This is a genomic window from Phyllobacterium sp. (assembly GCF_037994405.1).
Taxonomy (GTDB): domain Bacteria; phylum Pseudomonadota; class Alphaproteobacteria; order Rhizobiales; family Rhizobiaceae; genus Phyllobacterium.
Genome location: NZ_JBBNAN010000465.1, coordinates 20825 through 28110, shown reverse-complemented (window position 1 = coordinate 28110; position 7286 = coordinate 20825). Strand labels below are relative to the sequence as shown.

At 57.3% G+C, this 7286-nt stretch carries 8 protein-coding genes and 2 pseudogenes; 7 read left to right on the top strand and 3 right to left on the bottom strand.

Annotated elements, in window-relative coordinates:
* Positions 1–338: 338 nt before the first annotated feature.
* From AAAC48_RS25805 to AAAC48_RS25795, 3 genes and pseudogenes are all read left to right on the top strand, one after another.
* Positions 339–749 carry a DUF2147 domain-containing protein gene (locus AAAC48_RS25805; protein WP_340656932.1) on the top strand — a complete coding sequence of 137 codons (411 nt, stop codon included), beginning with the start codon at positions 339–341 and terminating at the stop codon, positions 747–749.
* 148 nt (positions 750–897) lie between these two features.
* Positions 898–1309, top strand: a pseudogene (locus AAAC48_RS25800) (hypothetical protein).
* 77 nt (positions 1310–1386) lie between these two features.
* Positions 1387–1566 (top strand): annotated as a pseudogene (locus AAAC48_RS25795) (HlyD family secretion protein); the annotation flags it as partial.
* 10 nt (positions 1567–1576) lie between these two features.
* On the opposite strand, the gene AAAC48_RS25790 reads toward AAAC48_RS25795, so the two are convergent.
* The 3 genes from AAAC48_RS25790 to AAAC48_RS25780 form a co-directional block, all read right to left on the bottom strand.
* Positions 1577–2038 carry a GFA family protein gene (locus tag AAAC48_RS25790; protein ID WP_340656931.1) on the bottom strand — a complete coding sequence of 154 codons (462 nt, stop codon included), beginning with the start codon at positions 2036–2038 and terminating at the stop codon, positions 1577–1579.
* 101 nt (positions 2039–2139) lie between these two features.
* Positions 2140–3207 carry a cyclic nucleotide-gated ion channel gene (locus AAAC48_RS25785; protein ID WP_340656930.1) on the bottom strand — a complete coding sequence of 356 codons (1068 nt, stop codon included), beginning with the start codon at positions 3205–3207 and terminating at the stop codon, positions 2140–2142.
* Positions 3208–3353: 146 nt separating this feature from the next.
* Positions 3354–3788, bottom strand: coding sequence for a PaaI family thioesterase (locus AAAC48_RS25780; protein WP_340656934.1), 435 nt, complete (start codon positions 3786–3788; stop codon positions 3354–3356).
* A gap of 137 nt (positions 3789–3925) precedes the next feature.
* On the opposite strand from AAAC48_RS25780, the gene AAAC48_RS25775 reads away from it, so the two are divergent.
* From AAAC48_RS25775 to AAAC48_RS25760, 4 genes are all read left to right on the top strand, one after another.
* On the top strand, positions 3926–4477 hold the full coding sequence (locus tag AAAC48_RS25775; protein WP_340656929.1) for a hypothetical protein: 552 nt from the start codon (positions 3926–3928) through the stop codon (positions 4475–4477).
* An 18-nt stretch (positions 4478–4495) separates the two neighbouring features.
* Entirely contained in the window at positions 4496–5311 is an 816-nt protein-coding gene (locus tag AAAC48_RS25770) for an enoyl-CoA hydratase (RefSeq protein WP_340656928.1), read from the top strand.
* A gap of 7 nt (positions 5312–5318) precedes the next feature.
* Positions 5319–5759, top strand: coding sequence for a CoA-binding protein (locus AAAC48_RS25765; protein ID WP_340656927.1), 441 nt, complete (start codon positions 5319–5321; stop codon positions 5757–5759).
* Between the two features lie 238 nt (positions 5760–5997).
* On the top strand, positions 5998–7284 hold the full coding sequence (locus AAAC48_RS25760; RefSeq protein ID WP_340656926.1) for an O-acetylhomoserine aminocarboxypropyltransferase: 1287 nt from the start codon (positions 5998–6000) through the stop codon (positions 7282–7284).
* Positions 7285–7286 lie beyond the last annotated feature (2 nt).

Below are 7286 nucleotides of genomic sequence, written 5' to 3'. Positions count from 1 at the left end.
CGGGAGCATCTAAAGGCTCTGCTTCGCCTAGGGGTATCTCCCTTCGTTCAGATGCATGACCCGATCCAGGAAGCCTATGAGAGGATTGCCGCACGCGCTGACCAACTCGTCAGCTGAGATCTGATGACGGCATATGAAGCGGCCGTGAAGAACGGCCGCTTTTTCATGGGCGTTCACCGGTGGTAATGGAGCCCAATCCCGGGGTGGCTGGGCCCCATAATATATTTAGTTGACTTTGTACCTAATCCTGACCAATTCGGACTGTATCCGATCGCAGGTTGAGTGCACACGCGTTATGGCGTGGGGATTCAACTGCCATGATACGCAGGAGATACGAGTTGTTCAGTATTCAAAAAATTATGTTCTCTCTTCTTTTGGTCGGAACACTGACGACTACAGCCATTGCGCAGGCACCGGAGATTATAGGAACTTACGTTAACGATACCGGTGGCACGAAGGTGCGATTGAAAGAGTGTGATGCCGGCATTTGCGGCACGGTCGTCTGGATGAAAGAACCCGTCGATGACGTTAACAATCCCGACGCTTCAAAACGCGAACGTCCAGTGGTTGGCCTCCAGGTGGTCGCATTGAAATCGACGGGTAATGATAGTTACGCGGGCACCCTCTACGACACCGAAAGTGGCAAGACCTATTCGGGCAAGGCAAAATTTTCTGGTCAGGATGTTGAGCTTTCCGGCTGCGTGCTGGGAGGTCTTATCTGCAAGTCTTCAGTCTGGCGCCGTGAATAAGAGATAGCCGCAAGGAGCTGGCGATCCACGGTCACACCTCCGCGTAGTTACTGTTACGTACTTTCCTCCCACTGCGATGACATGCATTCTGGCGCGCAGACTGACTCTGCGATTTGCGGTCGCAGCAGTCCGGGAGGGGAGTTGGAACATGGCGGACGGTATACATCCCGCGGCGATCGACCACCTGCCAGCATTCATCACTGCGCCCGGGCAAACCGATTGGCTGTTCAACGGAGTGGTCGTATTCCTTTTGGCCATGATCCTCATCGTCGGCAATTTGTATTTTCAACTCCATGCCGGAACACATGGCGCATCGGACGAAAAAGGTACAAATGGAGATTGTGGCCGTCCTGGCCCTCATCTCGCTTTTCACCCACAACCATATTTTTTGGATCGCCGGCCTGTTGCTGGCGCTGATTGATTTTCCGGATTTCTCCGCACCGATAGGGTCGATTGCCCGTTCGCTGGAAAAGCTCTCCGGACGCGACAAACCCGGGGAAGCCGAGGCGGCAACTCCGGCCGGCCCAGAGCCCAAGGCAGATGCCGGCGGAGGCATCTGAGCGATGTTGGAGCTCATACTCTCACCCGGCGACAAAAAACGTCACCGCGATCTTCCGGACCGTGACCATCCTGCCCGAGTAGCTGCATTGCCAACGCTTACACCAACAACCACGAAGCGCTGGCGGCAAAAGACATCGGCACGGCAAAATGGTTGTTCCTGCATGTGGTCGACACCGTCGCGATTGTGCATGCCATGATACTTCGAATGCAGGCACTGTTGCTTCCGGTCCAGACCGTCGTTTTAGGCGGACACTAAGGGATAACAATCACGGTGTTTCTGATTGCTCGGCATACTGTCTGGTCAAAATTTCATACTGTTCGAACGCCGGCAATGCTTCAAAGCTATGAACCGCAGGAGTACTCGCCCAAGGCAGCTTCTCGCTCGTCCACGTTTCAATGAACGGCGTGAACCAGTTTGGCTCGTCGAGCATGGTCGGACGAAGGTTGACGAACCAATCGAGGCCTTCGGGTCGTGTGAACATCCAGCTCATGCAATGCGGGCAGAAATAGTGGTGAGACGCGCCATGCAGGCCGCCAATGACGGGCTCACCCTTTGTGATTGCAAAGCCTTCGCTCGGTATGGCGGCGCTCAGCGAGTAGGCGCTGGCGCTCATCCGTTGGCAGCCGGTGCAATGGCATGCCATGGTCAGAAGCGGCTTCGCGGTTATCTTGAAGCGCACCTGTCCGCACCGGCAGCCGCCTTCCTGAGGTAACGTCAATCCGCTCATGGTCGATCCTCCCGTTTGGTCCGTCCAACGATAAACAGGGGCGGCCTTACCTGTCAAAGATACAAAGCTAGCGACTGCGACCACTTGGACATACGAACCCGTCAAGCTTTCGGCGTTGCGCCGCGCCGCTCGAGCGCGGTCTTGCGGATGATATCCGCGATCTCCGGGCAGCTGGTGGACAGCATTTGGAAATCCACCGAGTACAGCGACAGCAGCGAGACCTCGGTCGCGGCGCTGACGGTCGCCGAGCGGGGCTCGCCGCTGATCAGCGCCATCTCGCCGAAGAAACTGCCGGAGCCAAGCTCCACCGGGTTCGGTGTCGCGACAATGACGCGGCCCTCGACGATGAAGAACATCTGGTCGCCGGTGTCGCCCTTGCGGCAGATTACGGCGCCGGCCGGCACGACGCGAGGCCTCAGCGCCCGCACGATCTCGATGAGCGCCGCCGAGCCAACCTTCTGAAACAGTGGCACGGCCGCAACCAGCTGCCAATTGCGTACGAAGTCCTGGCGACGGACTTCTTCGTAGAAACCGGTGGCGAGAATACCGGCCCAGAGCGCAAAGATGCCGATTCCGCTCATCATGACCAGCCCGGCAAGTACGCGGCCGGCAAAGCTTTGCGGAATCTCGTCGCCATAGCCGGTCGTCGACAGCGTGACCACCGCCCACCACATTGCCTGGGGGATGCTGCCAAACTTGTCAGGCTGGACGTCGCGCTCGATGATATAGGCCGCGAGCGCCGCACTGAACATAACGATGCCGAAGATCGAGGTGACGCCGATCAGGTTGTGCGCCTCGTTGGTCAGGACCCTGGCCATCAGCCGGAAGAAGGTCGAATCGCGTAGCGGCTTTAGCAGCCAAATGGCACAGCAGAGACTCTGGTCGCGCGAGCCGACGAGCAGGAATGCGGCGAGCGGGACGAAAACAGCGAGCATATCGATGACGATAGCCGGCATCCTGTCGCGAACATCTCTCGTCCGCTGCATGACCAACGTCTCGATCAGTTGCAAGACGTAGACGGCCCAGATGCCGCCGAGCAGGACCGCCAAAATGAGCCTCGTCCGTTCGGCGACGTCCGGCATCGTGAGTGCAGCGACTGCCACGAGCCCAGTTGCAGCGAGCAGCGCGTTGAGCGGCGAAGAAATCTTCGAGAAAGGCAGTGGCGACATTCAATACCCCGACTGGCCTGGTACCCCCCTAGAATAGGATGCCTTCAGGTCGAGCGCAAAGGGGCTGACGAGACGTCCGGCAACCAGGTCCCAGCGGCCTGACGGGTGTCCATCATTGCGGCACAACTGGCGACGACCAGGAAGACTCAGTCCTGCGTTCGCGGCGGTATCGAATATGTCGAGGTTGCGTGAGCAACGAGTTCGCTATTGGCAGCGCTTGTCATCGCAATATCGACGACGGCGAGCCGTTTGCCGAGCTTCAACAACTTTGCCATTGCATCGACGGGCCCGAGTTCCGGCTTGCGCAGGAAATTGATATTGAGGTTTGTCGTCACAGCCAGCGCGACCGGCCCGATCTGTGCAAGAATGGCCACATAGGCAGTGAGGTCGGCCAAAGCGAAAAGGGTAGGGCCGGAGACAGTGCCGCCGGGGCGCAGGTGCCGGTCCAGCGGGTCGAGCCGCATCGAGGCGAAGCCCGGACCGGCGTCTGTCACGCTGAAGGCCATTCCATCGGCATTTACCTGCGGAAATTCACGTTCCAGAAAGGATGACAACGCTTCTACGTCCATCGATATCGTCACAAACGTGTCCTCCGACTGTTTTGTTAAAGAATTCGCTGCTATTTCTAGTGTTTCCATGGCCTCTGCTCCTTGTATCCGAACAGATGGCCTCATACCAATTCAATTCCATTCCTAAGTTCACGACGTAGGATGAGGGCATGAAACCACCAGGATTAGTTGTTGCAACCTGTTTCGCCGCGCTTGCCTATGCGGGATTCCTCGCCACGCATACGCCCCCGCCGCCGGTGCAAACCGTTGCGGCCTTCAGTCTGCCTGATCGCCCGGTCACTTTGACCGAGGATATGGTGACGCGGTTCCTCTACGGATTTGCCCCCGTTGCCGCCACGGTTCGGGAACTCGACGACAAAGGCGAGGTGGCAGAGCGTTCGGCAATTCTCGATAAGAAGGCAGCAGAGTTCGGATTTGCCAGTTTTGCGGACTGGGTCGATACTACCAACACCATCATGGTTACCTATCATTGGGCAACCAATCCCGATCCTCGGCAAGAGGTGGAAAAAGCCCTCAGCGCCATACCCTCCATGCAGAATCTGACCGACAAGGAAAAGACCGATATGATGGAAGGCTTGAAGGCAGGGCTCGCCAAGGTGGAGAATGCAAAGCCTAGCCCGGCTAATCTGGCGATTGTCCAGCGCCATTTGCGGACGTTGAAACCGTTTTATGAACTTTGGGGGCCGCCGCCTGCGCAATGATTACCAAGGAGAATCGATATGGGTGAAGTGCATGCCATCCGCCAGCAAGAGCCAATCGTCGGGCGCGAACTGGCAGGCGGTATCCTGCGATTGACCTTGCAGAATCCGCCGGCCAATGCGCTATCCATGGCGATGATGCAAATACTGCTGGAGTACCTCCAATCGGCGCGGGATGACCGCGCGGCTCGCGTTATCATCATCGATTCGGCCCAGAAGCTGTTTTCCGCCGGACATGACCTGAAGGAGCTGACCGCACACCGGAAAGATCCCGACCGGGGTCGCGACTTCTTCGAAAAGATCATGCGCCTCTGCGCCGAGCTGATGCAGGCGATCGTTCGTCATCCAAAGCCGGTTATTGCAGCAGTGGATGGCCTTGCGACCGCAGCCGGTTGTCAGCTTGTGGCGTCCTGCGATCTCGCTATCTGTACCGACAAATCCACCTTCTGCACGCCCGGCGTGAATATCGGTCTGTTCTGTTCGACACCCATGGTAGCGTTGTCGCGTAACGTTTCCCGCAAGCAGGCCATGGAGATGCTGCTGACCGGCGAGACAATCGATGCATCGACCGCGCGCGAGTTCGGATTGGTCAACCGCGTCGTGCCGCAGGAATATCTCGGTCCAATAGTCAGGAAATATGCGCAAAGTATTGCTGCCAAATCACCTTTGACCGTGAAGATCGGCAAGGAAGCCTTCTATCGGCAGGCGGAAATGGGACTGACGGAAGCCTATGACTATACTGCGCAGGTGATGGTGGAAAACATGCTGGCGCGGGACATCGAAGAAGGGATAGATGCCTTCATCGAAAAGCGGAAACCTGAATGGAAAGGCGAGTGAAGCGTTAATGCAGGACCACGATCATTATTCCGACAGTTTCATTCGCCGCATCCTTGCTTCGGTCAAGACGATCGCTCTGGTCGGCGCGTCGCCCAACGAACAGCGCCCAAGTCATACCGTCATGCAATTCCTGCTGGCCAAGGGCTATCGCGTCATCCCGGTCAACCCCGGGCAGAAGGGCAAGCAGCTGCTGGGCCAACAGGTCTATGCCCGCCTTGCCGATATTCCGGGGCCGGTCGATATGGTGGATGTCTTCCGCAATCCCTTGGCTGTTCCAGGTGTCGTGGATGAGGTGCTGGCTCTGAAATCTCTGCCGCGCGTTCTGTGGATGCAAGTTGGTGTTCGCCACGATGAAGCGGCGCGCAAAGCCGAGTCTGCAGGCATCACGGTCGTTATGGATCGCTGTCCGGCGATCGAATATGCCTTGCTCGGAATGGACGAATCCTGACTGGTTCGGCTGCCGCGAAAAAATCGAATAAGCCTCTCCCATTCCTGCAAAGAATTCGAACGCCTTTGAACGATTCTCGCACAGGATGCCGAATCTCGCACAAGAATCGGCGAAAATGGCACAAGATTCTCAATCTGGGGATGAAATTAGATTGCCTTCGGTTGCGGAAATGCGTGCTTGGCCCCAGCGTCGCAATCTCGTAGCCTGATCCGAACAATTGCATGACAGGAGGATAGCCATGACGCACCGCGCACCCGGCATAGAAACACTTGCGGTCCATGCGGGCGCCAAGCCGGACCCGGCGACCGGGGCGCGGGCGACGCCGATCTACCAGACGACGGCGTTCGTTTTCGACGAAGCGGATCACGCGGCGGCGCTGTTCGGATTGAAGGCATTCGGCAATATCTATTCCAGAATTACCAATCCAACCAATGCGGTACTGGAAGAACGTGTAGCAGCGCTTGAAGGCGGCACGGCCGCACTAGCAGTTGCATCTGGCCACGCCGCGCAATTGCTGGTCTTCCATACATTGATGCAGCCAGGGGATAATTTCGTTGCTTCCAACAAGCTCTATGGCGGTTCGATCAACCAGTTCGGTCAGTCGTTCAAATCCTTCGACTGGCATGTGCGCTGGGCAGACTCGGACAATCTTGCTTCCTTCAAGGATCAGATCGATGACCGGACCCGGGCCATCTTCATCGAGAGCTTTGCCAACCCCGGCGGCATCGTCACCGACATGGAGTCGATCGCCGAAATCGCCCATCGGCACGGCCTGCCTTTGATCGTCGATAATACTCTGGCGTCGCCTTATCTTATTCGTCCGATCGAGCATGGTGCTGATATCATTGTACATTCTGCCACGAAGTTCCTGGGAGGGCATGGCAATTCCATGGGCGGCATCATCGTCGATTGCGGTACGTTCGACTGGTCGAAGTCCGGCAACTACCCGCTATTGTCGGAGCCGCGGGCAGAATATAACGGCATTGTGCTGCATGTGACCTTCGGCAATTTTGCCTTCGCCATCGCGTGCCGCGTGCTTGGCCTGCGCGATCTCGGCCCAGCACTTTCGCCGTTCAATGCGTTCCAGATCCTGACCGGCATCGAGACCCTGCCGCTTCGCATGCAGCGCCATGCGGATAATGCGCTTTTGGTCGCTAAATGGCTGACAAGGCACGGGAAAGTGGCATGGGTCAGCTATGCCGGCCTTCCCGAAGACCCCTATAATGCGCTTCAGAAGAAATATGCGCCGAAGGGAGCGGGTTCCGTTTTCACATTCGGGCTCAGGGGCGGCTACGACGTGGGCGTCAAGCTCGTCGAGAATCTCGAGTTGTTCTCGCACCTTGCCAATATTGGTGATACCAAATCACTGATCATCCACCCGGCATCTACGACCCATCGTCAGCTCAGTGACGAGCAAAAAATTGCAGCCGGTGCAGGGCCAGATGTGGTACGCCTTTCCATCGGCATCGAGAACGTCGAGGACATCATTGCCGATCTGGAACAGGCGCTTGCAAAGGCTGGCTAAGA